The following is a 24,837-nucleotide window of genomic DNA, read 5'->3' as shown; positions in this document are numbered from 1 at the left end:
CGATGAACCAGATGGCTGTTTCCATCGGCCAGGTGGCCAACCACGTACAGCTGACTGCCGCCGAGGCGCACACCGCGCACCTGCTGGCGGCGCAGGGCAGCCAGGTGGCCGATGCCAGTGGCGCGGCCATCCGCACCCTGGCCAGCACCGTGACCCAGATCAACCAGGCGGTCAGCCACCTGGCTGGTCAGACCGGCGCCATCGCCGACGCCGCCGGGATGATCCGCAGCATTGCCGAGCAGACCAACCTGCTGGCGCTCAACGCGGCCATCGAGGCCGCGCGTGCGGGCGAGCATGGCCGCGGTTTTGCCGTGGTCGCCGATGAGGTGCGGGCACTTGCCGACAAGACCCGCCAGTCGACCTTGCACATCCAGGCCATCATCGACGCCCTGCGCAGTGGTGCCGAGGAGGCTGTGGAAATTGCCAGCCAAGGTATCATCGGGGCCGAGCAGGGCGTTGCCCAGGTGCAGGAGGCCCGGCAGGCACTGCATGGCATTCGTGACGCGGTGCAGCGTATCAGCGACATGAGCCAGCAGATGGCCACGGCCTCGCAGCAGCAATCGGCAGTGGCCGAAGACGTTTCGCGGCAGATCAATGGCGTGGCCGGCATTGCCCGGCACAGCGCCAGCAGCGCCAACGCCGCCGCTTCGCGTGGCGCCGAACTGGAGCAGGTGTGCGCCGGATTGCGTGCCCTGGTGGAGCGCTTCAACCGCTAAGGCAGGATGCTTTATGGATGACAACTACCGCGCGGCCGTGGATGCGGCTGCGATTTTTTCCGAAACCGACCTGCGGGGCAACATCACCTACGTCAACCAGCAGTTCTGCAGCATCTCGGGCTACAGCCGCGAAGAACTGCTGGGCGCCAACCACCGCATCCTCAACTCCGGCCTGCACGAGCCGGCGTTTTTCGTTGGCATGTGGCGGGCGCTGGCTGCGGGCGGGGTATGGAAGGGCGAGATCTGCAACCGCGCCAAGGACGGGTCGCTGTATTGGGTGGACAGCACCATGGTGCCGCTGGTCGACCCAGCCACCGGCCAGGTGCGCAAGTACGTGTCGATCCGCTTCGACGTCACCGAGAAGCGCCAGCTGCTGCATACCTTGCAGTGGCGGGTGGGCCATGATGTGCTCACCGGTCTGCCCAATCGTGCCTACCTGTCCGAACTGCTGAACCAGGCCTTGGCATACTCGCGCCAGGAGCACAGCCCGCTGGCGGTATGCATGCTGGACCTTGATGGTTTCAAGGCGGTCAATGACGGCTATGGGCATGCCATGGGGGATTTGCTGCTGATGGAGGTGGCGCAGCGGCTGAAGAACATCCTGCGTGGCGGTGATGCCGTGGCCCGGTTGTCGGGGGATGAATTCGTGCTGATCCTGCGCGATATGAATGACGACCGCCATCTGCATGGGGCCCTGCGTCGGGTGCTGCGCGCACTGGCGGCGCCCTATGAGGTGCGCGAACAGACCTTGGCGCTAAGTGCCAGCATCGGCGTTACCCTGTACCCCCAGGATGACGAAGACGCTGACACCCTGGTGCGCCATGCCGACCAGGCGATGTACGTGGCCAAGCAGCGCGGGCGCAACCGCTATCACCTGTTCGACGTGTCCCAGGAGCTGGAGCTCAAGGCCACCCACCAGACCGTGGCGCATGTGCGCCGGGCGCTGAACAACGGTGAGATGTGCGTGTACTACCAGCCCAAGGTCAACCTGCGCACGGGCCAGGTCCTCGGCTTCGAGGGCCTGCTGCGCTGGCAACGGCCCGGCCATGGGCTGGTGCTACCCGGCGACTTCCTGCCCTGGGTCGAGCAGACCGACCTGATCGTCGAAATCGGCGAGTGGGTGCTCGAACAGGCGCTGCACCAATTGCAGTCCTGGCAGCGCCAGGGCCGGTCTTGGTCACTGAGCGTGAATATTGCTGCACGGCATTTGCAGCGCAGCGACTTTGCCGAACGTTTGCAGCAACTGCTGGCGGCGTACCCCGAGGTGGCGCCGGCGCGGCTGGATCTGGAAATCGTCGAGTCGGTGGCCATCGACAACCTGCAGCACGTCAGCCGCTGCCTCGATGCCTGCCGTGCACTGGGCGTGTGCTTTTCGCTGGATGACTTCGGCACCGGTTATTCGTCGTTGAGCTACCTGAAGCGTTTGCCGACCCAGACGATCAAGATCGACAAGTCGTTCGTGCGCGACATCCTGCATGACCAGGACGACCTGGCGCTGACTGCAGCGGTGATCGGCCTGGCCCGGGCATTTGGCCGTGAGGTGATTGCCGAGGGGCTGGAGAGTGTCGAGCACGGCCGGGTGCTGATGGGCCTGGGTTGCGAGCTGGCGCAGGGGTACTGCATAGCCCGGCCGATGCCGGCGTCTGAGGTGGAGGCCTGGGCGCAGGCTTACCGGCAGCCGGCGCAATGGCGCGAGTGTTGAGTTGCCGGGTTTGCCGCCAGATCATCAGCCCCCACGCAGCCGCTTGTAAAGCGTGGTACGGCTGATCCCCAGCCTGCGTGCCACCGCCGACAGGTTGCCATCGGCTTGTGCCACCAGCACCTGCAAGTCCTCACCCTCGGTCGCAAGCACCACCGGCACCTGCGACTCGGCCAGAAAACCCGCGGGCAGGTGTTCCAGCCCGACCGGGGCGTTGCCGGCCAAGGCCAGCGCTACCTGCAGCACACTCCCCAGTTCACGCAGGTTACCCGGCCAAGGGTGCTGGTCGAGCAGGTCGATAATGCCCGCTGGCAGCCGCGCAGGTTGCCCTGGGTCGCGGTAGCGCGCATGCAGCTGCTCTATCAATGCCCGCCGGTCAGCGCGCTCGCGCAGTGGCGGCAACACCAGCGCCAGGCCGGCGATGCGGTAGTACAGATCCTGGCGGAAGCGCCCGGCACGCACCTCGTCGGCCAGGTCGCGGTTGCTTGCCGACACCACCCGGATATCCACCGTCACCGGTTCGCCGCTGCCCAGCGGCTGGATGCTGCGCGACTGCAGTACGCGCAGCAGGCGGGCCTGGGTGGGCAGTGGCATGTCGCCGATCTCGTCGAGAAACAGGATGCCGTGGTCGGCCTTGCGGATCAGCCCCGGATTGCCCTTGTGGTGGGCACCGGTGAATGCCCCTTTGTCGTATCCAAACAACTCCGACTCCACCAGCTCGGCCGGGATTGCCGCACAGTTAACGGCGACCAGGGGCTGGTTGGCGCGGCTGCTGGCGCGGTGCAGGTCATTGACGAACACTTCCTTGCCGACGCCGGTTTCACCCTGTACCAGCACCGGGATGTCCTTTTCCAGCAGCAGTCCGGCCTGGGTCAGTGCCTTTTCCAGGCGCGGCTCGCCTTTGCAGCGGGAAGTGGCCGTGCGTGGGGGCTGCCACAGGCAATGAAAGCGGTTGCGCCCGGTGGCCTGCAGGGCGAAGGCCTGTTGCCGCGGATGGCTGAGCAAGTGCTGCAGGGGCAACTGGAACAACTGCTCGATGTTCTGCTGCAGCGGGTTGCTGCCCAGCAGGCTGTCGGCCCGGTGATTGGCGGCCAGCACCTGCCCGCGCTCATCGAACACCAGCAGGCCGGCCCAAGGGCTGTCGAGGTTGTCGGAGGCGCTGTTGAAGAGCAGTTGCGCGTGCTGGTCGGCGTGCTCGGCGAGGATCAGGCGGTTTTCCAGGCTTTGGCCCATCATGCGCACCAGGCCCAGTGTCTGGCTGGCCGGCAGGTAGCCGTCACTGGCCACGTCCAGCCCCCCCACCAATCGCCGGGCGGCGTCGAACAGCGGGGCGGCGGCGCTGGACAGGTAGCGGTTCTGCCGCAGGAAGTGTTCGTCCTGGCCAACGTGGATCGCTTCGGCGCAGACCAATGCGGTGCCCAGGGCGTTGGTGCCCACGCCACGCTCGTGCCAATGGGCGCCGGCGCTGAACCCATGCTGCTGGCGTGGCTCGATGAACCGCCGCGAACCCCAGGTGTCGAGCAGGCAGCCGCTGGCGTCGGCCAGCATCACCAGGTAGCTGGCGTTGCCCAGCAGGTGCGTGTATTGCGGCAGCACCTCCTCGCGAGTCAGACGCAGGAGTGCCTGACGCCGCTCCAGCAGGGCACCGAGTTCGGCGCGGCTCAGGCAGTCGAAGTCCGGTGCGTGCTGGGGTTGCAGACCGTGTTCACGGCAGCGGACCCAGGAGGCCTGGATCAGCTGGGAATGGGTCGAAGCGGATGCGTCCATGGGCCTGTCCTGTGTGGTTATTGTCATGGGCCGACCGCTGTTCAGTGTTGTGCACGAGTGTTCATTGTCAAACCGGCGAGTGTTCAGTTGTGCAGCCATTGTGTTCACTTGTGAACCGGTGATTTGCCGGGCTTGCCGCGTTCGCCCCGGGCCAGAGCGGCGCGGCGCAACTGGCACGGAACTGGCTGTGCCCGGCAGACAACAACTACAGAAAGGCCACGCCATGTCCCTGGTGCTGGAGCAAGTCAGCCGCAGCGTCGACAACCAGGCCTGGGTCGTCGATGCCTCACTGCGTTTCGAGCCTGGGTCGTTCAATGTGCTGCTGGGCCGCACCCTGGCCGGCAAGACCAGCCTCATGCGCCTGATGGCCGGGCTCGACCGCCCGGACTGCGGGCGTGTATTGATGGATGGCCAGGACGTGACCGGCGTGCCGGTGCGCCAGCGCAATGTGTCGATGGTGTATCAGCAGTTCATCAACTACCCGACCCTCAGTGTCTACGAGAACATTGCCTCGCCGTTGCGCCAGGCGCACATGGCCGAAGCGGAGATTCGCCGGCGGGTGCAGGAAACCGCCGAGATGCTGCGTATCGAAGCCTACCTGCAGCGCCTGCCACTGGAGTTGTCCGGCGGTCAGCAGCAACGCACGGCGATGGCCCGGGCGCTGGTCAAGGATGCCTCGCTGATCCTCTTCGACGAGCCTTTGGTCAACCTCGACTACAAGTTGCGCGAGGGTCTGCGCCAGGAATTGCGCGAGCTGTTTGCGGCGCGCCATTGCATCGCCGTGTACGCCACCACCGAGCCCAACGAGGCGCTGGCGCTGGGTGGCACCACCACCCTGGTGCACGAGGGCCGTATCGTCCAGAGCGGGCCCACCGCCGAGGTCTATCAGCGCCCTGGCAGCGTGCTGGCCGCCGAGCTGTTTTCCGAGCCGCCGATCAACCTGGTGCCTGGCCGAATCAGCGGTAATGAGGTGAGCCTGGCCCAGGCGGTGCACTTTGCCCGCAGTGCCGACTTGCAGCAGCTTGGCGAGGGCGACTACCGCTTTGGCGTGCGCCCCAGCCATATCACCCTGGTGCCGGCCCACGACGACGACCTGGAACTGGCGGTGTCGGTTGAGCTGGCCGAGATCAGTGGCTCGGAGACTTTCCTGCATGTGCGCAACGAACACTGGCGAATGATCCTGCACCTGCCCGGGGTGCACGAATACCAGGTGGACACGGCGATCCGCGTGTTCATCCCCACCCACAAGCTGTTCGTCTTCGACAGCACCGGTGCGCTGGTGCAGGCACCCGGCCTGCGCCAGACAAGGAGAGGGTGATGGCCGAAATTCGCCTGCGCCAACTGGCCCATAGCTATAGCCGCCACCCTGCCAGCGAGGCGGACTATGCCTTGCATGCGTTGGAACATGTGTGGGAGCAGGGCGGTGCCTATGCCTTGCTCGGGCCGTCGGGCTGCGGCAAGTCCACCTTGCTCAACATCATCTCCGGCCTGCTGACCCCGTCCCATGGCGAGGTGTTGTTCGACGGCAAGCCGGTCAATCAGCTGTCGCCGCAGGCGCGCAACATTGCCCAGGTTTTCCAGTTCCCGGTGGTGTACGACACGATGACGGTGTTCGACAACCTGGCGTTCCCGTTGCGTAACCAGGGGCTGGACGAACCCCGGGTGCGAGCCCGGGTAGCGGAAATTGCCGAGGTACTCGACCTGGGAGCCGTGCTGCGCAAGAAGGCGCGCAACCTCAGCGCTGATGAAAAGCAGAAAGTTTCCATGGGCCGTGGCCTGGTCCGCGACGATGTGTCGGCGATCCTGTTCGACGAGCCGCTGACGGTGATCGACCCGCACCTGAAGTGGAAGCTGCGACGCAAGCTGAAGCAGATCCACGAGCAGTTCAACATCACCATGATCTATGTCACCCACGACCAGCTGGAGGCCTCCACCTTCGCCGACAAGATTGCGGTGATGCACGGCGGGCGCATCGTCCAGTTCGGCACGCCGCGCGAACTGTTCGAGCGGCCGCGGCACACCTTCGTTGGCTACTTCATCGGCAGCCCGGGAATGAACCTGATCGAGGTACGCGCCGACGCCCAAGGGGTGGTGTTCGGCGATGTTCATCTGCCGCTGCCCGACGGCCTGCGAGAACGCTTGGCGAGCACTGCAGGCGGGCGCTTGCAGGTCGGTATCCGGCCCGAGTTCGTGCAGCTGTGGGACAGCCCGCTCGACAACACCTACCCGGCCCAGGTGCTGGATGTCGAGGACCTGGGCACCTACCGCATCGTCACGCTGGAACTGGGCGGTGTGGCGCTGAAAGCGCGCTTGAACGAAGACCGCCCGCTGCCGGAGGGGCGGGCCTGGGTCAGCCTGCCGGCGCAGTGGCTGATGCTGTATGTCGATGACCTGCTGCTGGAGCCAGGGCCATGAACAAGGTGCACAACAACAAAGCCTGGTGGCTGGTGCTGCCGGTGTTCCTGCTGGTGGCATTCAGTGCCGTGGTGCCGATGATGACGGTGGTCAACTATTCGGTGCAGGACATCTTCGACCAGTCCAACCGCTATTTCGTCGGCGCCGACTGGTACCGCCAGGTGCTGCGCGATCCGGCGCTGCACGACGCGCTGCTGCGCCAGTTCATCTATTCCGCCTGCGTGCTGCTGATCGAGATTCCACTGGGCATCGGCATTGCCCTGACCATGCCCACCAGAGGGCGTATGGCCTCGGTGTGCCTGATCGTCATGGCCATCCCGTTGCTGATCCCGTGGAACGTGGTGGGCACCATCTGGCAGATCTTCGGCCGCGCTGATATCGGCCTGCTCGGCGCCACCCTGGCCAAGCTCGGGGTCAGCTACAACTATGCCGGCGACCCCTTCGACGCCTGGCTCACCGTGCTGGTGATGGACGTGTGGCACTGGACTTCGCTGGTGGCATTGCTGTGCTACTCGGGGCTGCGGGCGATCCCCGACGTGTACTACCAGGCCGCGCGCATCGACCGCGCCTCGGGCTGGGCGGTGTTCCGCCACATCCAGTTGCCCAAGCTGAAGAACGTGCTGCTGATCGCGGTGATGCTGCGCTTCATGGACAGCTTCATGATCTACACCGAGCCCTTCGTGCTGACCGGCGGTGGGCCCGGCAACGCCACCACCTTCCTCAGCCAGACTCTCACGCGCATGGCCGTGGGGCAGTTCGACCTGGGCCCGGCGGCGGCGTTTTCGCTGGTGTACTTCCTGATCATCCTGCTGGTGTCGTGGCTGTTCTACACAGCCATGACCCATGCCGACAAGGAGTAGGCCGTGAGCACACGAAAATCGCTGGCGCTGCTGCTGTATTTCTTCTTCCTGCTGGTGCCGATCTACTGGCTGCTCAACATGTCGTTCAAAAGCAACACCGAGATCCTCGGCGGCCTCACCCTATGGCCGCAGGCGTTTACCCTCGACAACTACCGGGTGATCTTCACCGATGCCAGCTGGTACAACGGCTACCTCAACTCGCTGTACTACGTGTGCCTGAACACGCTGATTTCGCTGCTGGTGGCGCTGCCGGCGGCCTATGCCTTTTCGCGCTACCGCTTCCTGGGTGACCGCCACCTGTTCTTCTGGCTGTTGACCAACCGCATGGCGCCGCCGGCGGTGTTCCTGTTGCCGTTCTTCCAGCTGTACTCGTCGATTGGCCTGTTCGACACCCATATCGCCGTAGCCTTGGCCCACTGCCTGTTCAACGTGCCCCTGGCGGTGTGGATCCTGGAAGGATTCATGTCCGGCGTACCCAAGGAAATCGACGAAACGGCCTACATCGACGGCTACAGCTTTCCGCGCTTCTTCGTGAAGATCTTCATTCCCTTGATTGGCTCCGGCATCGGCGTCACGGCGTTTTTCTGCTTCATGTTCTCCTGGGTCGAGCTGCTGCTGGCGCGCACCCTGACTTCGGTGAATGCCAAACCGATTGCCGCAGTGATGACCCGCACGGTGTCGGCTTCGGGCATCGACTGGGGCGTGCTGGCAGCGGCGGGGGTACTCACCATTCTGCCCGGCATGCTGGTGATCTGGTTTGTACGCAACCATGTGGCCAAGGGCTTTGCCCTGGGCCGGGTGTGAGGAGGGAAACCCATGGAGTGGATGGCCTGGACCCTGCCGACGGCGCTGTTTTTTGCCGCCGTTGGCATGCTGCTGCTGGGCATGACCCTGCTCGAACTGCGCCGACCCTGTGTGCAGCGGCGGGGCTTTCTGCCGTTGGTCACCAGCCGGGGTGATCGTCTGTTCATCGGCCTGCTGGCCAGCGCCTACCTGCATCTGCTGGTGGTCGGTGTCAGCGAGTGGCCATTGTGGGTGGCCTCGCTGCTGTCGCTGGCTTGGCTGCTGGTGGTGCTGCGCTGGGGCTGAGCGAATGGCCCTGTGGGATAACTGAAACGGGAGATCACAATGTTCGATAACAAGCACAACAGGCGACATTTGACCCTGGCCGCATTGCTGGTACTGGCCAGCGTGCAGGGCACTGCCTGGGCCGACCAGTACGAAGATGCGGCAAAAAAATGGATCGGCAGCGAGTTCAAGCCATCGACCCTTACCCCTGAACAGCAGCTGGCCGAGTTGCAGTGGTTCATCAAGGCGTCCGAGCCGTTCCGTGGCATGAAGATCAACGTGGTCTCGGAAACCATTACAACCCACGAATACGAGTCCAAGGTGCTGGCCAAGGCGTTCAGCGAGATCACCGGCATCCAGCTGACCCACGACCTGCTGCAGGAAGGCGACGTGGTGGAAAAACTGCAGACCCAGATGCAATCGGACAAGAACATCTACGACGGCTGGGTCAATGACTCCGACCTGATCGGTACGCACTTTCGCTACGGGAAGGTGGAATCGATCACCGATCTGATGGCCAACGAAGGCAAGGACTACACCTCGCCGACCCTGGACCTGAAGGACTTCATCGGCATTTCCTTTACCACAGCACCTGACGGCAAGGTCTACCAACTGCCCGACCAGCAGTTTGCCAACCTGTACTGGTTCCGTGCCGACTGGTTCGAACGGCCCGAGCTGAAAGCCAGGTTCAAGGAGAAGTACGGCTACGATCTGGGCGTACCGGTGAACTGGTCGGCCTACGAGGACATCGCCAGGTTCTTCAGCGAAGACGTCAAGGAAATCGACGGCAAGCGTGTTTATGGTCACATGGACTATGGCAAGAAAGACCCATCGCTGGGCTGGCGCTTCACCGATGCCTGGTTCTCGATGGCCGGCGGAGGCGACAAGGGCCTGCCCAATGGGTTGCCGGTGGATGAATGGGGTATTCGCGTGGAGGACTGCCACCCGGTGGGCTCCAGCGTGACCCGGGGCGGCGACACCAACGGCCCGGCCGCCGTCTATGCCACCCAGAAATACGTGGACTGGATGCGCGCCTATGCGCCCAAGGAAGCCCAGGGCATGACCTTCTCCGAGGCCGGCCCGGTGCCGGCCCAGGGCAACATCGCCCAGCAGATCTTCTGGTACACCGCCTTTACCGCGGACATGACCAAGCCTGGGCTGCCCGTGGTAAATGCCGACGGCACGCCGAAATGGCGCATGGCGCCGTCGCCGAAGGGCCCGTACTGGGAGGAGGGCATGAAGCTGGGCTACCAGGACACCGGCTCGTGGACCTTCTTCAAGTCCACGCCCGAGAAGCAGCGTCTGGCGGCGTGGCTGTATGCCCAGTTCGTCACCTCGAAGACCGTATCGCTGAAAAAGACCATCGTCGGTCTCACCCCGATACGCGAGTCGGACATCAACTCCCAGGCCATGACCGACCTGGCGCCCAAGCTGGGTGGGCTGGTGGAGTTCTACCGCAGCCCGGCGCGGGTGCAGTGGACGCCCACCGGCACCAACGTGCCGGATTACCCGCGCCTGGCGCAGCTGTGGTGGAGCCACATCGCCGAGGTGGCCAGTGGCGAGAAGACCCCGCAGGAAGCCCTGGATGGCCTGGCCCGCGACCAGGACCGTATGATGGAGCGCCTGCAGCGGTCCAACGCCCAGGCCACCTGTGCGCCCAAGCTGAACCCGGAGAAGGATGCCCAGTACTGGTTCGACCAGCCCGGTGCGCCGAAGCCCAAGCTGGCCAACGAGAAGCCCAAAGGCGAGACGGTCAGCTACAACGAACTGCTGAAGTCGTGGGAGGCGGCCAGGAAGTGATCGGCTGAATACCGCGCTGGCTTCTTCGCGGGTAAACCCGCTCCCACAGTGATATCCCTGTGGGAGCGGGTTTACCCGCGAAGAGGCCGGCACAACCACGCAAAAAAAACGGGCAAAAAAAACGGCACCTGCCAGAGGTGCCGTTTTCACTTCACGCGGTATTACTTGTGCAGCTCTTGCGCCGCATACAGCGTGTTTTCCAGCAGGCACGCCCGGGTCATTGGCCCGACGCCGCCTGGCACCGGCGTGATCCAGCCCGCGCGCGGCAGGGCGGTCTCGTAGACCACGTCGCCGACCAGCTTGCCATCTTCCTGGCGGTTGATGCCCACGTCGATGACGATGGCGCCTTCCTTCACCCACTCACCTTTGACCAGCCCCGGCTTGCCGGCAGCCACGACCACCAGGTCGGCGCGCCCTACGTGGCCGGCCAGGTCCTTGGTGAAGCGGTGACATACCGTCACGGTGCAACCGGCCAGCAGCAGCTCCATGGCCATCGGCCGGCCTACGATGTTGGAGGCGCCGACGATGACCGCGTCCATGCCGTACAGGTCCTGGCCGGTGCTTTCCAGCAGGGCCATGATGCCTTTCGGGGTGCACGGGCGCAGCAGCGGGATGCGCTGGGCCAGGCGGCCGATGTTGTACGGGTGGAAACCGTCGACGTCCTTGTCCGGGCGAATGCGCTCGAGCAGCAGCGAGGCATCGAGGTGCTCGGGCAGGGGCAGTTGCAGCAGGATGCCGTCGACGGCCGGGTCATCATTGAGGCGATCGATCAGCTCGGTCAGGGCGTGCTGCGTGGTTTCGCTGGGCAGGTCGAACGCCTGCGAAATGAAGCCGACCTCTTCGCAGTCCTTGCGCTTGTGCGAGACATAGACTTGGGAGGCGGGGTCGGTGCCGACCAGGATCACCGCCAGGCCCGGCGTACGCAGGCCTTGCTGGCGACGCTCCACGACACGTTGAGCGATCTGCTGGCGCAGGCTGGCGGCGATCGCCTTGCCATCGATTAGGTGTGCAGTCATAGACGCGTGATTAACCATCGAGAAGGAAACAATAAAGAGGGCGTATTCTCGCACGACCCGCGCCAAGGGCAAAGGCGGGTGGTCGGGCAAATCCCCTAACCCCTTAAATAATTTAAATTTTTTTGAAAAAGGTGTTGACGACTTTCGGGGTCGCCTATAAGATTCGCCGCACTTGTCGGGCACAGCCTAGCACTGGTTGGCTAAGTCGGGCAGAATGAGTGGTTTGGCAGTTATCTGCCAAGTTCTTGTTCGGTTAGACTTCAAGCTTAAGCGCCCGTAGCTCAGCTGGATAGAGCATCCGCCTTCTAAGCGGATGGTCGCAGGTTCGAGTCCTGCCGGGTGCGCCATTAGGCGGCATTGGCAAGCAAGTAGGCGGTAATGCAATATGGTGGGCGTAGCTCAGTTGGTAGAGCGCCGGATTGTGATTCCGGTTGTCGTGGGTTCGATTCCCATCGTCCACCCCATATTCTTCAAAGGCGCCTCGATAGTATCTGGCGCCTTTGTTTTAAGCGTTACGCGGACGTGGTGAAATTGGTAGACACACTGGATTTAGGTTCCAGCGGCGCAAGCTGTAAGAGTTCGAGTCTCTTCGTCCGCACCATGCTTCTGTAAGGTTGTACCGCAACACCGCAGCACTGCAATATGGTGGGCGTAGCTCAGTTGGTAGAGCGCCGGATTGTGATTCCGGTTGTCGTGGGTTCGATTCCCATCGTCCACCCCATATTTTTAGAAGGCGCCTTGGTCGAAAGACCGGGCGCCTTTTTGTTTTGGATTTTGGGTGGTTGAAGTGGGGCTCGGCCCCTGGCGCCCGTCGAGATATCGAGTTGGAATGACAAGGCGGTCGCGCGCAATTGGCACAGGCCGCATTGGCCCGAAACAAATGGAGCAGCCTTGTGCTGCGAAGGGCCGCGCGGGCGGCGCTCGATCTCACAGGTGCTGCCAAACCCAAGCCGATCCCCTGTAAGCCCAAACGCATCATTTCCCCCTTGCAATCCCCTAGTGGCACCCCAATAAAACCTGATAGATTTCAGCCGGTTGAAACACCGGCCCAGTTGCCCGGCAGAGGAACCGCCCAATGATCGCAAAAGAAGCCCGCCAGGCCCTGGCACTGCAGCGTTTTGCCGAAGCCAACCCGCAGCTGCTCGAGGAAATCAGCGGGCTGGATGCGCGTGAGCAGGCCCGGCAGATCGAGTGGGCGTTCGAGGATGCGGCCGATGAGCAGGGCCTGCAGCCCTGGGAGTTGGCGCTGCAACTGATCGCCGAAACCCCGGAACAGCTGCAGGCCATGCGCCTGGAGACCCACCGCGAGGTGGCCGAGGCGCTGGGGATGGAGTGGGAAGAATACTGCCAGTTCAACGAAATCGACCCTCAATAAAGGAGGCGAATTCGGGGTTGGCAGTTGTTTGACAAGGTATTTCGGCGACAGGCCGCCCGGCGCGGCCTGCAGCCCCAATTGAGGCAGGCTCGGCGGCATCCCGTGCGGGCCTTGAAAGTTAATCGACCGGCGTAGTTTCCCGTCGTCCCGAGTGGGGTGACTTCTGCAGCGCGACTCACTAGAATGCTTGCCCTTGATTCTGGAGTCGGGCTAACGCCGGCTAACGTCTGTGCAACGAGGAATATCCATGCAAGTTTCTGTTGAAAACACTTCCGCTCTCGAGCGCCGCATGACCATCGCCGTTCCGGCCGAGCGCGTCGAGAACGAAGTCAACAAGCGTCTGCAGCAGACTGCCCGTCGCGCCAAGGTTGCAGGCTTCCGTCCTGGCAAGGTACCGATGAGCGTGATCCGTCAGCGTTTCGAAGCTGACGCCCGTCAAGAGGCTTTCGGTGACCTGGTCCAGGCTTCCTTCTACGAAGCCATCGTCGAGCAGAAGCTGAACCCGGCAGGTGCCCCGGCCGTTGAGCCGAAGTCCTTCGAAAAGGGCAAGGACCTGGAATTCGTCGCCATCTTCGAAGTGTTCCCGGAGTTCACCGTTGCCGGCCTCGAGTCGATCAACGTCGAGCGCCTGAGCGCTGAAGTGGCTGACGCCGACCTGGACAACATGCTCGAAGTCCTGCGCAAGCAGAACACCCGCTTCGAGGCCGTCGAGCGTGCTGCGCAGATCGACGACCAGGTCAACATCGACTTCGTCGGCAAGGTCGACGGTGAAGTGTTCGCCGGTGGTTCGGCCAAGGGTACCCAGCTGGTGCTGGGTTCCGGCCGCATGATCCCTGGCTTCGAAGATGGCCTGGTTGGCGCCAAGGCTGGCGAAGAGCGCGTTGTCAACGTGACCTTCCCAGAGGACTACCAGAACCTGGACCTGGCGGGCAAAGCTGCCGAGTTCACCATCACCGTCAACAGCGTTTCGGCGCCTGTGCTGCCAGAGCTGAACGAAGAATTCTTCGCCCAGTTCGGCATCAAGGAATCGACCCTGGAAGGTTTCCGCACCGAAGTTCGCAAGAACATGGAGCGTGAGCTGCGCCAGGCGATCAAGACCAAGGTCAAGAACCAGGTCATGGACGGTCTGCTGGCCGCCAACCCGATCGAAGTGCCGAAAGCCCTGCTGGAAAATGAAGTCAACCGTCTGCGCGTGCAGGCTGTTCAGCAGTTCGGCGGCAACATCAAGCCAGAACAGCTGCCAGTCGAGCTGTTCGAAGAGCAAGCCAAGCGCCGTGTGGTGCTGGGCCTGATCGTTGCCGAAGTGGTCAAGCAGTTCGAGCTGAAGCCGGACGACGCCAAGGTTCGCGAGATGATCGAAGAAATGGCCTCGGCTTACCAGGAGCCTGAGCAGGTCATCTCCTGGTACTACAAGAACGACCAGCAGCTGAACGAAGTCCGTTCGGTTGTGCTGGAAGAACAAGTTGTAGATACTGTTCTGCAGAAAGCGACTGTGACCGACAAGTCGGTCTCGTACGAAGAAGCCGTAAAACCAGCCCAGGCACCTGCCGAAGCCGAGTAATACGTTTCTCTCGTAGGAAACTCCACAAGCCAGCCTTCGCGCTGGCTTGTGCGTATTCAAGCCATGACTATTTGGGAGTGAGCGCAGGACATGTCCCGCAATTCTTATATTCAGCAGAGCTCTGACATCCAGGCCGCAGGCGGCCTGGTCCCGATGGTTATCGAGCAGTCCGCCCGTGGCGAACGCGCTTACGACATCTACTCGCGCCTGTTGAAGGAGCGAGTGATCTTCCTGGTTGGCCCGGTCGAAGACTACATGGCCAACCTCGTCGTTGCGCAGATGCTGTTCCTCGAGGCGGAAAACCCGGACAAGGATATCCATCTGTACATCAACTCGCCGGGCGGTTCCGTTACCGCTGGCATGTCGATCTACGACACCATGCAGTTCATCAAGCCGGACGTCTCCACCATCTGCATCGGCCAGGCCTGCAGCATGGGCGCCTTCCTGCTGACTGCCGGTGCCAAAGGCAAGCGTCACTGCCTGCCGAACTCGCGCGTGATGATCCACCAGCCGCTGGGCGGCTTCCAGGGTCAGGCCACCGATATCGAGATCCACGCCCAGGAAATCCTCAATATCAAGGCGCGTCTGAACGAGCTGCTGGCCTACCACACCGGCCAGGACCTCGAGACCATCAAGCGCGACACCGAGCGTGACAATTTCATGAGCGCCTCGCGCGCGGCCGAGTACGGCCTGATCGACTCGGTCTACGACAAGCGGCAACTGGCCTCCTGAACCGGGGTGCCAGAGCAGGCAGGCGCCGAAAGCGCCTACCTGCGGACTTGAAAAAGCCCGCAATTGCCTTCATCTTGTGTTGCAAGCCTACCGGATTGGATCGATCGAATGACTGACACCCGTAACGGCGAGGACAGCGGCAAATTGCTCTATTGCTCCTTCTGCGGCAAAAGCCAGCACGAAGTGCGCAAATTGATTGCCGGGCCCTCGGTATTTATCTGCGACGAGTGCGTCGACCTGTGCAATGACATCATCCGTGAGGAGGTGCAGGAAGCCCAGGCCGAGAGCAGCGCGCACAAATTGCCTTCGCCGAAAGAAATCAGCGGCATCCTGGACCAGTATGTAATTGGTCAGGAGCGCGCGAAAAAGGTGCTGGCCGTAGCGGTGTACAACCACTACAAGCGCCTGAACCAGCGTGACAAGAAGGGTGACGAAGTCGAACTGGGCAAGAGCAACATCCTGCTCATCGGGCCGACCGGCTCGGGCAAGACCCTGCTCGCCGAAACCCTGGCACGCCTGTTGAACGTACCGTTCACCATTGCTGACGCCACCACCCTGACCGAAGCCGGTTATGTGGGGGAGGACGTCGAGAACATCATCCAGAAGCTGTTGCAGAAGTGCGACTACGACGTGGAAAAGGCCCAGATGGGCATTGTCTACATCGACGAGATCGACAAGATTTCGCGCAAGTCGGACAACCCGTCCATCACCCGTGACGTTTCGGGCGAGGGCGTGCAGCAGGCGCTGCTGAAGCTGATCGAGGGCACTGTCGCCTCGGTGCCGCCGCAAGGTGGCCGCAAACACCCGCAGCAGGAGTTCTTGCAGGTTGATACCCGCAATATCCTGTTCATTTGCGGTGGTGCGTTCTCGGGCCTGGAAAAGGTCATCCAGAACCGTTCCACCAAAGGTGGCATCGGCTTTGGCGCTGAAGTGCGCAGCAAGGAAGAAGGCAAGAAGGTCGGCGAGTCCCTGCGTGAGGTCGAACCGGACGATCTGGTCAAGTTTGGCCTGATTCCGGAATTCGTCGGCCGTCTGCCGGTACTGGCGACCCTCGATGAGCTGGACGAGGCTGCATTGATGCAGATCCTCACCGAGCCGAAAAACGCCTTGACCAAGCAGTATGCCAAGTTGTTCGAGATGGAAAGCGTCGACCTCGAGTTCCGCAGCGATGCACTCAAGGCCGTTGCCCGCAAGGCCCTGGAGCGCAAGACCGGCGCCCGTGGCCTGCGTTCGATCCTTGAAGGCGTGCTGCTCGACACCATGTACGAGATCCCTTCGAAGAAGGATGTCAGCAAGGTGGTGGTCGACGAGAGCGTCATCGAAGGCACCTCGCAGCCGTTGATGATCTACGAGAACAGCGAGCCACAAGCCAAGGCCGCGCCAGACGCCTGATTCAGGCAATGGCCGGTTTCCGGTTGCAAGCAAGAAGGGGCCTACGGGCCCCTTTCTGCTTTTCCTGCGCTAGCGCTTGTAATTTCCCAGGCGTGCCCCCACATTAGGTCCAAGCATCATTTCCACCGGTTTCCGGCCATAGGGCCGTTGTAGAGGCGAAATCATGAAGACAACCCTCGACTTGCCTCTTTTGCCATTGCGCGATGTCGTTGTTTACCCGCACATGGTTATCCCGCTGTTCGTGGGGCGCGAAAAATCCATCGAAGCTCTCGAGGCAGCGATGACGGGCGAAAAGCAGATTCTTCTGCTGGCCCAGAAGAACCCGGCCGATGACGATCCGGGCGAGGACGCCCTGTATCGCGTCGGTACCATTGCCACCGTGCTGCAGCTGCTGAAGCTGCCGGATGGCACCGTGAAGGTGCTGGTCGAGGGCGAGCAGCGTGGCGCCGTCGAAAATTTCACCGAAGTAGAAGGACACATTCGTGCCGAAGTGTCCCTGATCGACGAAACTGACGCCGCCGAGCGCGAGTCGGAAGTGTTCGTACGCACCTTGCTTTCGCAATTCGAACAGTACGTTCAGCTGGGCAAGAAAGTGCCTGCCGAAGTCCTGTCTTCGCTGAACAGCATCGATGAGCCCGGGCGCCTGGTCGACACCATGGCCGCGCACATGGCCCTGAAGATCGAGCAGAAGCAGGAAATTCTCGAAATCGTCGACCTGTCGACGCGTGTCGAGCACGTGCTGGCGCTGCTGGATGCCGAAATCGACCTGCTGCAGGTTGAAAAGCGCATTCGTGGCCGGGTCAAGAAGCAGATGGAGCGCAGCCAGCGCGAGTACTACCTGAATGAGCAGATGAAGGCCATTCAGAAGGAACTCGGCGATGGCGACGAAGGCCACAACGAAGTCGAAGAGCTGAAAAAGCGCATCGAAACCGCCGGCCTGCCGAAGGATGCCCTGGCCAAAGCCCAGGCGGAGCTGAACAAGCTCAAGCAGATGTCACCGATGTCGGCCGAAGCCACCGTGGTGCGTTCGTACCTGGACTGGCTGGTGCAGGTGCCGTGGAAGGCGCAGAGCAAGGTACGCCTGGACCTGACCAAGGCCGAGGAAATCCTCGACGCCGACCACTACGGGCTGGAAGAGGTCAAGGAGCGCATTCTCGAGTACCTCGCGGTGCAGAAGCGCGTCAAGAAGATCCGTGGCCCGGTATTGTGCCTGGTCGGCCCACCTGGTGTCGGCAAGACCTCGCTGGCCGAGTCGATCGCTGCCGCCACCAACCGCAAGTTCGTGCGCATGGCCTTGGGCGGTGTGCGTGACGAGGCCGAAATCCGTGGTCACCGCCGCACCTACATTGGTTCGATGCCAGGTCGCCTGATCCAGAAGATGACCAAGGTTGGCGTGCGCAACCCGCTGTTCCTGCTCGACGAAATCGACAAGATGGGCAGCGACATGCGTGGCGACCCGGCCTCGGCGCTGCTCGAAGTGCTCGACCCGGAGCAGAACCACAACTTCAACGATCACTACCTGGAAGTCGACTACGACCTCTCGGACGTGATGTTCCTGTGCACCTCGAACTCGATGAACATCCCGCCGGCGCTGCTCGACCGGATGGAGGTCATCCGCCTGCCGGGGTACACCGAGGACGAGAAGATCAACATCGCGGTCAAGTACCTGGTGCCCAAGCAGGTCAAGGCCAACGGCTTGAAGAAGGAAGAGCTGGAGGTCGACGTATCGGCCATCCGCGACATCATCCGCTACTACACCCGCGAAGCCGGTGTGCGTGGCCTGGAGCGGCAAATCGCCAAGGTCTGCCGCAAGGTGGTCAAGGAACACACCGGGCAGAAGCAGGTCAAGGTCAAGGTCGCCAGCGAGCAGCTTGAACACCTGCTGGGCGTGCGCAAGTTCCGCTACGGCCTGGCCGAGCAGCAGGACCAGATCGGCCAGGTCACCGGCCTGGCGTGGACCCAGGTGGGCGGCGAACTGCTGACCATCGAAGCCGTGGTCATCCCCGGCAAGGGCCAGTTGATCAAGACCGGTTCGCTGGGCGATGTGATGGTGGAGTCGATCACTGCCGCGCAGACGGTGGTGCGCAGCCGCGCACGCAGCCTGGGCATCGCCGCCGACTTCCATGAGAAGCGCGACGTGCATATCCACATGCCCGAAGGCGCCACGCCGAAGGACGGTCCAAGTGCCGGTGTCGGCATGTGCACCGCGCTGGTGTCGGCGCTGACGCAGATTCCGGTACGTGCCGACGTGGCCATGACCGGCGAAATCACCTTGCGTGGCCAAGTCCTGGCCATTGGCGGGTTGAAGGAAAAACTGCTGGCGGCACACCGTGGCGGGATCAAGACGGTGATCATTCCGGAGGAGAATGTTCGCGATCTGAAGGAGATTCCGGAAAATATCAAACAGGATCTGCAGATCAAACCGGTCAAATGGATTGACGAAGTCCTGCAAATTGCGCTGCAATACGCCCCGGAGCCCTTGCCAGATGTGGCTCCGGAGATTGTCGCGAAAGATGAAAAGCGCGACGGCGATGCTAAGGAAAGAATCAGCACGCATTAGTAGTTTTTGGCTGGGGGGCTTTCCTTGACAGTTTTTTCGGGGCCTTGCTATAAAGCGGCACGCTATTGTCTTCAAGCCACCCAGCGCACGTTTCATAAGCTTTTCATTACATACTTAGAAACAAACTCAATAGAGAAATAAGGGGACTTAGAGTGAACAAGTCGGAACTGATTGACGCTATCGCCGCATCTGCTGACATCCCGAAAGCTGTAGCTGGCCGTGCGCTGGACGCAGTAATTGACTCCGTGACCGGTGCCCTGAAAGCAGGCGACGACGTCGTACTGGTTGGCTTCGGTACCTTCTCGGTCAAGGATCGCGCCGAGCGCACTGGCCGTAACCCGCAAACCGGCAAGGCCATCAAGATCGAAGCTGCCAAGGTTCCAGGTTTCAAGGCAGGCAAAGGCCTGAAAGACGCCGTCAACTAAGTCGTCTTTCAGCCGGACCCGGCCTGGCCAGGTCCGAGCACGGTGAAGGCGGGGCGCAAACGTTCCCGCCTGACACGTTTGCTAAGTAAAGGCGCATCCTCGGATGCGCCTTTCTTTTATCAGGTTTCTACCCACGCTCCGCGGTTGTCGACGCAGTGGTACAGCCGTTTCTGGGGGACGCATGCTGCAAAATATCAGGGACAATTCACAAGGTTGGATTGCCAAGACCATCATCGGCCTTATCGTCGTATTGATGGCGTTGACCGGTTTCGAAGCTATTTTCCAGGCCGCCACCCATAGCCAGGACGCCGCCAAGGTGAACGGCCAGACCATCAGCCAGAATGAGCTGAGCCAGGCGGCCGACATGCAGCGCCGCCAGCTTGTACAACAACTGGGCAAGGACTTCGATCCGGCGCTGCTGGATGACAAATTGCTGCGCGAAGAGGCACTCAAGGGGCTGATCAGCCGCAAGTTGCTGCTGCAAGGCGCCGAAGATGCCAAGTTCGCTTTCTCCGAGGCTGCGCTGGATCAGGTGATTCTGCAGACGCCGGAATTCCAGGTGGACGGCAAGTTCAGTGCCGACCGTTTCGACCAGGTCATCCGCCAGATGGGCTATGGCCGCATGCAGTTCCGCGACATGCTCGCTGAAGAAATGCTCATCGGCCAGCTGCGCACCGGCCTGGCTGGCAGCAGCTTTGTCACCGACCAGCAGGTCGATGCCTTTGCCCGCCTGGAAAAGCAGACCCGTGACTTCGCATCGCTGACCTTCAAGGCCGATCCGGCTGCGGTCAAGGTCAGCGACGAAGAGATCAAGGCGCACTACGACCAGCACGCCAAGGAGTTCATGTCGCCTGACCAGGTGGTGATCGACTACATCGAACTGAAGAAGTCGGCGTTCTTCGACCAGGTCAAGGTGACCGACGAGGAACTCAAGGCCCAGTACGAGAAGGAAATCGCCAACCTCGCCGAGCAGCGCCATGCGGCGCACATCCTCATCGAGGTCAACGACAAGGTCACCGACGCCCAGGCCAAAGCCCGCGCCGAAGAGATCGAGCAGCGCCTGGCCAAAGGTGAAGACTTTGCCGCACTGGCCAAGGAGTTCTCCCAGGATCCAGGTTCGGCCAATAGCGGTGGTGACCTCGGCTTCGCCGGCCCGGGGGTCTACGACCCGGCGTTCGAAGATGCCCTGTACACGCTGCAAAATGGCCAGGTATCGGCGCCGGTACGCACCGAGTTCGGCTACCACCTGATCAAGCTGCTGGGCGTGCAGGCGCCGGAAGTGCCAAGCTTCGCCAGCCTCAAGGACAAGCTGACCCGCGATCTGAAAACCCCGCTGGTCGAGCAGCGTTACGTCGACGCCAGCAAGCAGCTGCAGGATGCCGCCTACGAGGCTTCCGACCTGGGCCAGCCGGCTCAGGACCTGAACCTGAAAGTGCACACCTCTGCAGCCTTCGGCCGCGAGGGTGGTGAAGGCATCACTGCCAACCGTTCGGTGGTGCAGGCGGCGTTCTCCGAAGAAGTGCTGGATGAGGCTGCCAACAGCACCGCCATCGAGCTCGACCCGGAGACCACCGTGGTGCTGCGCGTCAAGGAGCACCGCAAGCCTGAGCAACTGCCGCTGGAAGCCGTGGCCAGCAGCATCCGCGAACACCTGGCCAAGGAGAAGGCGACAGCCGAGCTCAAGGCCAAGGCGGACAAGCTGATTGCCGGCCTGCGTGATGGCTCCATCGCACCAGGTAGCGTGCACGAAGGGCAGGGTTGGAAGGCTTATGAAGCCGTCACCCGGGGCGAGGACGGTATCGACCCGGCCGAACTGCAGGCGCTGTTCCGCCTGAACAAGCCGCAAGCCAAGGACAAGCCGGTGTACGGCAGCGTCGTGCTGCGTGACGGTAGCCTGGTGGTGTTGCAGCTCAAGGGTGTCAACGAAGGCGCAACCGCCACCGACGAAGAGAAGCAGCAGATCCGCCGCTACCTCGCGTCGCGTGCTGGCCAGCAAGACTTTGCGGCCTTCCGCAAACAGCTGGAAGCCAATGCGGACATCACCCGTTACTAAGGTGATCGTTGCATGAAGAAGCAGGCCGCCCAGTGCGGCCTGTGTCGTTTCTGTCGCCAGTGCAGGCTGGCTCTAGCGTTTCACCCCTTCATAACTGTCCAGCGTATCCCGCGCAATCTCCCGCCCCAGGGCAATCAGCTCCGGTGCCTTGTAGAACTCGAAAAACCGGCACACGCGCTTGGGCACGTTGATCAGCACATCCGGTGGATAGCCGGCAATCTTGTACTGCGCAAGCGAGGTCTGCATGACCTCGAAGCTCTGGTTGATCAGGTCCAGCAGTGAGGCGGGCCCGACGTTGTCGATGATGAACGAGCCGGTCGCCGATTTCGGCGCGCCCTCGCGCTCGGGTGCCGCCGCCGGCTGCTGAGTGTCCGGGTCGGCGGCATCGCTCAACCAGGGGCTGGGCGGTGCCAGCCCTTCGGCGACGATTTCCTGTTCGATGCGGATCAGTTCCTCTGCCGGCTTGCGCCGGAACGGCAAGCGCGAACCCAGCGAGCTGAGCAAGGCATCGAAGCGCATCTTGAACGCCGCCGGGCGTTCGATCACCGGCAGCTGATACTGCTTCTGGTTGGTGGCGTTGAGGTTGACCGCGATGATCAGGTCGCAATGGCTGGACACCACCGGCACGATCGGCAACGGGTTGAGGATGCCGCCGTCGACCAGCATGCGGTTGCCTTGCATGACCGGCGTGAACAGGCTGGGAATGGCTGCCGAGGCACGCATGGCCTGGTGCAGGCAGCCTTCCTGGAACCAGATTTCCTGCTGGTTGGTAAGGTCGGTTGCAACCGCCGTGTAGGGAATGCGCAGTTGCTCGATGTTGATCTCGCCGACGATCTTGCGGATCTGCCCGAACACCTTGTCGCCGCGGATGGCGCCAAGGCGAAAGCTGACATCGACCAGGCGCAGTACATCCAGATAGTCGAGGCTCTCGATCCAGTTGCGGTAATGCTCCAGTTTGCCCGCGGCATAGATGCCGCCAATCACCGCGCCCATGGAGCAGCCCGCTACGCAGGCAATGTCATAGCCGCGTCGCTCGATTTCTTCGATCACGCCAATGTGTGCATACCCCCGGGCACCGCCCGACCCCAGTACCAGTGCAACGCGTTTACTCATGAACATTCCCCGGCCAGTGCAACCATGGTCCTACAATGCACCTATCGCCACCTGTGCTTCAATGTAGATCGCACTGAGCTACTGTGATAATGCTGGCCAAGTGAAGCAGCCGATCAGGGCACTTTTCAACAGCAGGGGCGTCAAATCGCCAACTTTTTACCTTTGAGGTGTCACCGATGAAAGCTTGGATCTGCCTTCCACTGATTGCCTTGGCCCTTGCTGGCTGTGCGGGCAAGACGGCCTACCGGGACAGTTGCGCAACCCAGCTGGATGCCGCCTGGAAGGAGCTGGACCTGGCCAAGTCCGAAGGCTTTGCCGGTGCCGTGAGTTACTCCAAGGCGTTGTCGCTGTTGACCGGGGCCAAGACCCAGCAGCAGTTCGAAGGTTACGAAAGCTGTACCCGCAAGGCCGAGAAGGCGCGTTTCTACATTCGTGAATCGCGCGCCGGGCGCTGACCAAGGAGCGTCTGATGTCTGCCATGCTCGATCACGTGGTTGCCCAGGTACTGGCCCTGCAAGTCCGTCTGCTGGCCTGCAGGGAGCGCCTGGCCGCCGATACTGACAGCGAGGCCTTGCACGATCTGCGCACCACCCTGCGGCGCCTGCGCAGCCTGCTGCGGCCATTGCGCGGGTTGCCCGGGGTGGAGCAGTTGGAGGAAGCCGCCAGTTCGCTGGGTACCCTGACCACGCCGTTGCGTGACCGCGAGGTGCTCGCGGCCGAGCTACTGGGGCGTGGTTACACCGGAGCCGGACAGCGACGCCTGGAAGGGCGTGGCAGGACCTTTGCCAGTGTTGCTGCCAGCCCCCAACTTACCAAGGTGCTGGCAATCGTCGACGCGTTTCCGCTGTTCCTGCGTGCGGCGGGCCGCGAGGGCCTGGTCAAGTCACTCGACAAGCGTATCGACAAACGCCTGGTCAAGCAGTGGCGCAAATTGCACCACGCCTTGCAGGACCCGGCCCACCATCGCCACCGCTTGCGGTTGTTGATCAAGCGCGCGCGTTATGGTGATGAGGCCTACCCGCAGCTCGACCATGCCGGCAATAAGCTGCAGCGATTACTGAAAAAGGCTCAGGGTGACCTGGGTGACTGGCATGACCGCCTGCAATGGTTGCTGCAAGTGCGCGACCATGCCGACCTGGCGCCGTGCAAAGTGGCCTGGGAGCGAGAACTGCACGAAGCCGAGCGTCAGTCGGATGTGACGCTGGATGCCCTGCAACAGGCACTGGCGCGGCGCCAGCCCGACAAATGACCGATATGCGGGCTGATCGCCAGGCGTTTGCTGGCTAGGATGGGCAGACCTTTTTCGCTGCAGGCAGGAGCCGGCCTATGAACTTCAATCAACTGCTCGACGCCGTGCGCGCCAGCCCCGAGTCGGTCAGCGTTCCACCCAGCTGGGCTCAGGGCCGGGCGGCCTTTGGCGGGCTGATGGCGGCCATGGTCTATGAAGCCATGCGCCTGAAACTCTCCGACAGCCGCCCTGTGCGCTCGCTGGCCATCAGTTTCGTGGCGCCGGCTGCGGCCGATGTGCCAATCCGTTTCGAGGTGGAGGTGCTGCGTGAAGGCAAGGCGGTCAGTACCTTGCTGGGCCGCGCCGTTCAGGAAGGCCAGGTGGTGACCCTGGTACAGGGTAACTTCGGGGCAGGGCGGCCTTCCACGGTTGAGGTATCGGCGCTGCCGGCCATGGACATGAAAGCCCTCGACGAGGCGGCCCCCGAACTGCCCTATATCAAAGGCGTAACCCCGGAGTTCATGCGGCATGTGGCGTTACGCTGGGCGGTGGGCGGGTTACCGTTCAGTGGCAATCAGTCGCGCAAGATGGGCGGCTGGGTGCGCTTGCGCGACGTAGCCGAGGAACAGGTCACGGAGGCCCACCTGCTGGCGCTGGTCGATGCCTGGCCGCCGAGCCTGATGCCATTTCTGAAGCAGCCTGCGGCGGGCAGCACACTGACCTGGACCATCGAGTTCATCCAGCCCACGCCGACGCTGTCCACACTGGACTGGTGCCGTTATTGCGTAGAAACGGAGCATGCGCGAGACGGCTATGGACATGCTGCAGCAGCCCTGTGGACGGCCGAGGGCGAGTTGCTGGCCTTGAGCCGGCAGACTGTGACCGTATTTGCCTGAGCCCGCTACTGCTGCAGTCAATCGCGGTGCTTGTGCCGCTCCCGCCAGGCTTTCCACCAGCTCCCGCTCAGCACGAAGCGCGGAAAGGTGATGAACTGCTCGGTCAGCAGCCGCTTCACGGCGTCCTGGCGATTGGCGAACGGCTCGGGCTGCTCGGCCTC

21 protein-coding genes, 4 tRNA genes and 1 pseudogene are annotated in these 24,837 nt (G+C 62.4%); 22 read left to right on the top strand and 4 right to left on the bottom strand.

All coding sequences use genetic code 11. The features are described 5' to 3' along the window. Positions 1-716 (top strand): methyl-accepting chemotaxis protein (locus HP547_RS04655; RefSeq protein ID WP_256676256.1); only part of this gene is annotated, 716 nt, incomplete at its 5' end. 13 nt (positions 717-729) lie between these two features. Next, a complete protein-coding gene (locus HP547_RS04650; RefSeq protein WP_172285619.1) occupies positions 730-2,418 on the top strand; it encodes a bifunctional diguanylate cyclase/phosphodiesterase in 1,689 nt (562 codons plus the stop codon). A 24-nt stretch (positions 2,419-2,442) separates the two neighbouring features. Here the strand turns inward: HP547_RS04650 and HP547_RS04645 are convergent, their stop codons facing one another. Continuing rightward, positions 2,443-4,182, bottom strand: a complete 1,740-nt coding sequence (locus HP547_RS04645) for a sigma-54-dependent Fis family transcriptional regulator (RefSeq protein ID WP_172285618.1) — start codon at positions 4,180-4,182, stop codon at positions 2,443-2,445. Between the two features lie 223 nt (positions 4,183-4,405). On the opposite strand from HP547_RS04645, the gene HP547_RS04640 reads away from it, so the two are divergent. Genes HP547_RS04640 through HP547_RS04615 form a run of 6 tightly spaced genes read left to right on the top strand, consistent with a single transcriptional unit; the run spans position 4,406 to position 10,325 of the window. Continuing rightward, positions 4,406-5,500 carry an ABC transporter ATP-binding protein gene (locus HP547_RS04640; RefSeq protein ID WP_172220662.1) on the top strand — a complete coding sequence of 365 codons (1,095 nt, stop codon included), beginning with the start codon at positions 4,406-4,408 and terminating at the stop codon, positions 5,498-5,500. Next, positions 5,500-6,597: an ABC transporter ATP-binding protein gene (locus HP547_RS04635; RefSeq protein ID WP_172220666.1), complete on the top strand. Its 1,098-nt coding sequence runs from the start codon at positions 5,500-5,502 to the stop codon at positions 6,595-6,597. Before HP547_RS04640 ends, HP547_RS04635 begins: the two co-directional genes overlap by 1 nt. Beyond that, positions 6,594-7,457, top strand: coding sequence for a carbohydrate ABC transporter permease (locus HP547_RS04630; RefSeq protein ID WP_172220669.1), 864 nt, complete (start codon positions 6,594-6,596; stop codon positions 7,455-7,457). The genes HP547_RS04635 and HP547_RS04630 overlap by 4 nt, the downstream gene beginning before the upstream one ends. Before the next feature lie 3 nt (positions 7,458-7,460). Further along, positions 7,461-8,261 carry a carbohydrate ABC transporter permease gene (locus tag HP547_RS04625; RefSeq protein ID WP_172220672.1) on the top strand — a complete coding sequence of 267 codons (801 nt, stop codon included), beginning with the start codon at positions 7,461-7,463 and terminating at the stop codon, positions 8,259-8,261. A 12-nt stretch (positions 8,262-8,273) separates the two neighbouring features. Next, entirely contained in the window at positions 8,274-8,546 is a 273-nt protein-coding gene (locus tag HP547_RS04620; protein WP_172220675.1) for a DUF2160 domain-containing protein, read from the top strand. Between the two features lie 39 nt (positions 8,547-8,585). Beyond that, positions 8,586-10,325, top strand: coding sequence for an ABC transporter substrate-binding protein (locus tag HP547_RS04615; RefSeq protein ID WP_172220678.1), 1,740 nt, complete (start codon positions 8,586-8,588; stop codon positions 10,323-10,325). Positions 10,326-10,486: 161 nt separating this feature from the next. On the opposite strand, the gene folD is transcribed toward HP547_RS04615, so the two are convergent. Next, positions 10,487-11,341 carry a bifunctional methylenetetrahydrofolate dehydrogenase/methenyltetrahydrofolate cyclohydrolase FolD gene (folD, locus tag HP547_RS04610; RefSeq protein ID WP_172220681.1) on the bottom strand — a complete coding sequence of 285 codons (855 nt, stop codon included), beginning with the start codon at positions 11,339-11,341 and terminating at the stop codon, positions 10,487-10,489. 270 nt (positions 11,342-11,611) lie between these two features. On the opposite strand from folD, the gene HP547_RS04605 reads away from it, so the two are divergent. The 11 genes from HP547_RS04605 to HP547_RS04555 all read left to right on the top strand — a co-directional run bounded on the left by HP547_RS04605 (position 11,612) and on the right by HP547_RS04555 (position 21,439). Continuing rightward, a tRNA-Arg gene (locus HP547_RS04605) sits at positions 11,612-11,688 on the top strand. Between the two features lie 41 nt (positions 11,689-11,729). After that, positions 11,730-11,805, top strand: a tRNA-His gene (locus HP547_RS04600). Between the two features lie 52 nt (positions 11,806-11,857). After that, positions 11,858-11,942 (top strand) — tRNA-Leu (locus tag HP547_RS04595). Between the two features lie 44 nt (positions 11,943-11,986). Next, a tRNA-His gene (locus HP547_RS04590) sits at positions 11,987-12,062 on the top strand. Between the two features lie 354 nt (positions 12,063-12,416). Beyond that, entirely contained in the window at positions 12,417-12,716 is a 300-nt protein-coding gene (locus HP547_RS04585; protein WP_172220684.1) for a DUF6388 family protein, read from the top strand. Between the two features lie 247 nt (positions 12,717-12,963). Beyond that, complete coding sequence (tig, locus tag HP547_RS04580; RefSeq protein ID WP_172285617.1) at positions 12,964-14,277, top strand: trigger factor; 1,314 nt, start codon at positions 12,964-12,966, stop codon at positions 14,275-14,277. A 90-nt stretch (positions 14,278-14,367) separates the two neighbouring features. Next, on the top strand, positions 14,368-15,009 hold the full coding sequence (clpP, locus tag HP547_RS04575; protein ID WP_027593952.1) for an ATP-dependent Clp endopeptidase proteolytic subunit ClpP: 642 nt from the start codon (positions 14,368-14,370) through the stop codon (positions 15,007-15,009). Positions 15,010-15,117: 108 nt separating this feature from the next. Further along, positions 15,118-16,401 carry an ATP-dependent Clp protease ATP-binding subunit ClpX gene (gene clpX, locus HP547_RS04570; protein ID WP_172285616.1) on the top strand — a complete coding sequence of 428 codons (1,284 nt, stop codon included), beginning with the start codon at positions 15,118-15,120 and terminating at the stop codon, positions 16,399-16,401. 163 nt (positions 16,402-16,564) lie between these two features. After that, the gene (lon, locus tag HP547_RS04565) at positions 16,565-18,961 is read left to right on the top strand and encodes an endopeptidase La (protein WP_172220693.1); all 2,397 of its coding nucleotides are present in this window, start codon (positions 16,565-16,567) and stop codon (positions 18,959-18,961) included. A 152-nt stretch (positions 18,962-19,113) separates the two neighbouring features. After that, positions 19,114-19,386 carry an HU family DNA-binding protein gene (locus HP547_RS04560; protein WP_172220696.1) on the top strand — a complete coding sequence of 91 codons (273 nt, stop codon included), beginning with the start codon at positions 19,114-19,116 and terminating at the stop codon, positions 19,384-19,386. A 181-nt stretch (positions 19,387-19,567) separates the two neighbouring features. Continuing rightward, positions 19,568-21,439: a SurA N-terminal domain-containing protein gene (locus tag HP547_RS04555; RefSeq protein WP_172220699.1), complete on the top strand. Its 1,872-nt coding sequence runs from the start codon at positions 19,568-19,570 to the stop codon at positions 21,437-21,439. Between the two features lie 72 nt (positions 21,440-21,511). Here the strand turns inward: HP547_RS04555 and HP547_RS04550 are convergent, their stop codons facing one another. Next, positions 21,512-22,552, bottom strand: coding sequence for a patatin-like phospholipase family protein (locus HP547_RS04550; RefSeq protein WP_172285615.1), 1,041 nt, complete (start codon positions 22,550-22,552; stop codon positions 21,512-21,514). 176 nt (positions 22,553-22,728) lie between these two features. Between HP547_RS04550 and HP547_RS04545 the strand changes: the two genes are divergently transcribed. The 3 genes from HP547_RS04545 to HP547_RS04535 all read left to right on the top strand — a co-directional run bounded on the left by HP547_RS04545 (position 22,729) and on the right by HP547_RS04535 (position 24,676). Next, positions 22,729-23,007: a hypothetical protein gene (locus HP547_RS04545; RefSeq protein WP_172220705.1), complete on the top strand. Its 279-nt coding sequence runs from the start codon at positions 22,729-22,731 to the stop codon at positions 23,005-23,007. A gap of 14 nt (positions 23,008-23,021) precedes the next feature. Beyond that, positions 23,022-23,801, top strand: a complete 780-nt coding sequence (locus HP547_RS04540; RefSeq protein WP_172285614.1) for a CHAD domain-containing protein — start codon at positions 23,022-23,024, stop codon at positions 23,799-23,801. A gap of 77 nt (positions 23,802-23,878) precedes the next feature. Beyond that, positions 23,879-24,676, top strand: coding sequence for an acyl-CoA thioesterase II (locus HP547_RS04535; protein WP_172285613.1), 798 nt, complete (start codon positions 23,879-23,881; stop codon positions 24,674-24,676). A 17-nt stretch (positions 24,677-24,693) separates the two neighbouring features. On the opposite strand, the pseudogene HP547_RS04530 reads toward HP547_RS04535, so the two are convergent. Further along, positions 24,694-24,837 (bottom strand): annotated as a pseudogene (locus tag HP547_RS04530) (terminase); the annotation flags it as partial.

The sequence above is a fragment of the Pseudomonas sp. CM27 genome (genome assembly GCF_013179515.1).
Lineage (GTDB): Bacteria > Pseudomonadota > Gammaproteobacteria > Pseudomonadales > Pseudomonadaceae > Aquipseudomonas.
This window is presented reverse-complemented; position numbering and strand designations above follow the sequence as displayed.

Coding starts and splice junctions, on each gene's coding strand:
- clpP (WP_027593952.1), top strand. CDS start 14,368: ATGTCCCGCAATTCTTATATTCAGCAGAGCTCTGACATCCAGGCCGCA.
- HP547_RS04645 (WP_172285618.1), bottom strand. CDS start 4,182: ATGGACGCATCCGCTTCGACCCATTCCCAGCTGATCCAGGCCTCCTGG.
- HP547_RS04630 (WP_172220669.1), top strand. CDS start 6,594: ATGAACAAGGTGCACAACAACAAAGCCTGGTGGCTGGTGCTGCCGGTG.
- lon (WP_172220693.1), top strand. CDS start 16,565: ATGAAGACAACCCTCGACTTGCCTCTTTTGCCATTGCGCGATGTCGTT.
- folD (WP_172220681.1), bottom strand. CDS start 11,341: ATGACTGCACACCTAATCGATGGCAAGGCGATCGCCGCCAGCCTGCGC.
- HP547_RS04540 (WP_172285614.1), top strand. CDS start 23,022: ATGTCTGCCATGCTCGATCACGTGGTTGCCCAGGTACTGGCCCTGCAA.
- tig (WP_172285617.1), top strand. CDS start 12,964: ATGCAAGTTTCTGTTGAAAACACTTCCGCTCTCGAGCGCCGCATGACC.
- HP547_RS04640 (WP_172220662.1), top strand. CDS start 4,406: ATGTCCCTGGTGCTGGAGCAAGTCAGCCGCAGCGTCGACAACCAGGCC.
- HP547_RS04550 (WP_172285615.1), bottom strand. CDS start 22,552: ATGAGTAAACGCGTTGCACTGGTACTGGGGTCGGGCGGTGCCCGGGGG.
- HP547_RS04615 (WP_172220678.1), top strand. CDS start 8,586: ATGTTCGATAACAAGCACAACAGGCGACATTTGACCCTGGCCGCATTG.
- HP547_RS04620 (WP_172220675.1), top strand. CDS start 8,274: ATGGAGTGGATGGCCTGGACCCTGCCGACGGCGCTGTTTTTTGCCGCC.
- clpX (WP_172285616.1), top strand. CDS start 15,118: ATGACTGACACCCGTAACGGCGAGGACAGCGGCAAATTGCTCTATTGC.
- HP547_RS04535 (WP_172285613.1), top strand. CDS start 23,879: ATGAACTTCAATCAACTGCTCGACGCCGTGCGCGCCAGCCCCGAGTCG.
- HP547_RS04555 (WP_172220699.1), top strand. CDS start 19,568: ATGCTGCAAAATATCAGGGACAATTCACAAGGTTGGATTGCCAAGACC.
- HP547_RS04650 (WP_172285619.1), top strand. CDS start 730: ATGGATGACAACTACCGCGCGGCCGTGGATGCGGCTGCGATTTTTTCC.
- HP547_RS04585 (WP_172220684.1), top strand. CDS start 12,417: ATGATCGCAAAAGAAGCCCGCCAGGCCCTGGCACTGCAGCGTTTTGCC.
- HP547_RS04545 (WP_172220705.1), top strand. CDS start 22,729: ATGAAAGCTTGGATCTGCCTTCCACTGATTGCCTTGGCCCTTGCTGGC.
- HP547_RS04635 (WP_172220666.1), top strand. CDS start 5,500: ATGGCCGAAATTCGCCTGCGCCAACTGGCCCATAGCTATAGCCGCCAC.